2 protein-coding genes are annotated in these 1,048 nt (G+C 71.0%); both read left to right on the top strand.

Annotated elements, in window-relative coordinates; genetic code table 11:
• Window positions 1-97 precede the first annotated feature (97 nt).
• The gene (locus ACIRJP_RS42745) at window positions 98-280 is read left to right on the top strand and encodes a hypothetical protein (protein WP_404186671.1); all 183 of its coding nucleotides are present in this window, start codon (window positions 98-100) and stop codon (window positions 278-280) included.
• A gap of 362 nt (window positions 281-642) precedes the next feature.
• Window positions 643-1,048 (top strand): hypothetical protein (locus ACIRJP_RS42740; protein ID WP_404186669.1); only part of this gene is annotated, 406 nt, incomplete at its 3' end.

Here is a 1,048-nt window from a genome sequence, read left to right as displayed (position 1 = left end):
GCTTGTTCTTTATCTTCTGGCCGCTTGAAGTGCGGTGATGGTGAGTTCGCGTTTGACGGTCTTGCCCACGTCGTAGCGGGGCGCCGGACGGCGGTTCTTGGCAGCGGGCGGTCGCCCGGGCATCGGCGACCCACGCGACCGTGACCGGCCGGTGCAGACGGCTGGCACCTACTACGTGCAGGTCAGCGTCGGCCGCTCCACCGCCAGCCTCGGCACCGTCGTGCCGCTGCGCCTCACCATCGACACAGGATTCGGGGTCGCCGCCGAAGCCGAATGGTGATCGAAGGAAACGGCCTAGCAGGGGGCACCTCCATGGCGTCGCCCCTTTCCCGTGCTCAAGACACCCCTTGGGCCGCCGACAGGTCTCCCTCCGCGGCAGCCCGCAGACGCCTGGCTGTGGCCCGTCGTGCCGATCAATCCCGCTGCTCCTGGTGCGCACGGCCGTCGTATCAGCCGGTGTCGGGCGACGACTGGTACCCGGGCCGCGGCTCTCTGCGCCTGACCCGCCTGCGGAGAAGGCTCGCACCCCCTGACCTGGGCCATTACCTCAGGAGTAATCGACCCCTGCCCCGGCGGACGGGCATGTTGGTCCCACACGAGCGGTAACGGGCCGCATCGGGTGGGAACGAGACGAGGTACGGAATGTTCGCGGGTCGGCGTGGTGTGGTGGGAGTCGCGGTGGCGGCGGTCGTCGCGGGGGTGGCGACCTCAGCGGCGGCGCTGCCGGGCGGTGGGGAGGCCGCCGCCCAGGGCGACTGCCCGGAGGCGCGTGCCAAGGTCGAGCGACTGGAGGGCCGGATCACCCCGAACGCCTGCGCGTTCATGCGGCGCCAGATCGCCTTCGGTGAGTTGCCGACCGGCGCCCCGCCGGCCATCGGGGACCTGGGCCACCCCCGGGTGAAGGCCTATCTCGACATCTTCGACGAGGAGGCCACCCTTTGGGAGGCGGGCAGCGCCCCCCAGCGCGGCCACACCGTGATCGGCACCTCCATCACCGGATCCCTGCGGCTGATACCCGACCTGCGCTACCGGGGCACGGACGTGGTGG

Origin of the sequence: Streptomyces sp. NPDC102437 (assembly GCF_044765565.1) — a bacterium.
Taxonomy (GTDB): Bacteria; Actinomycetota; Actinomycetes; order Streptomycetales; family Streptomycetaceae; genus Streptomyces.
The sequence above is the reverse complement of the archived record's forward strand: the minus strand, read 5'-3'. Positions and strand labels throughout refer to the sequence as shown.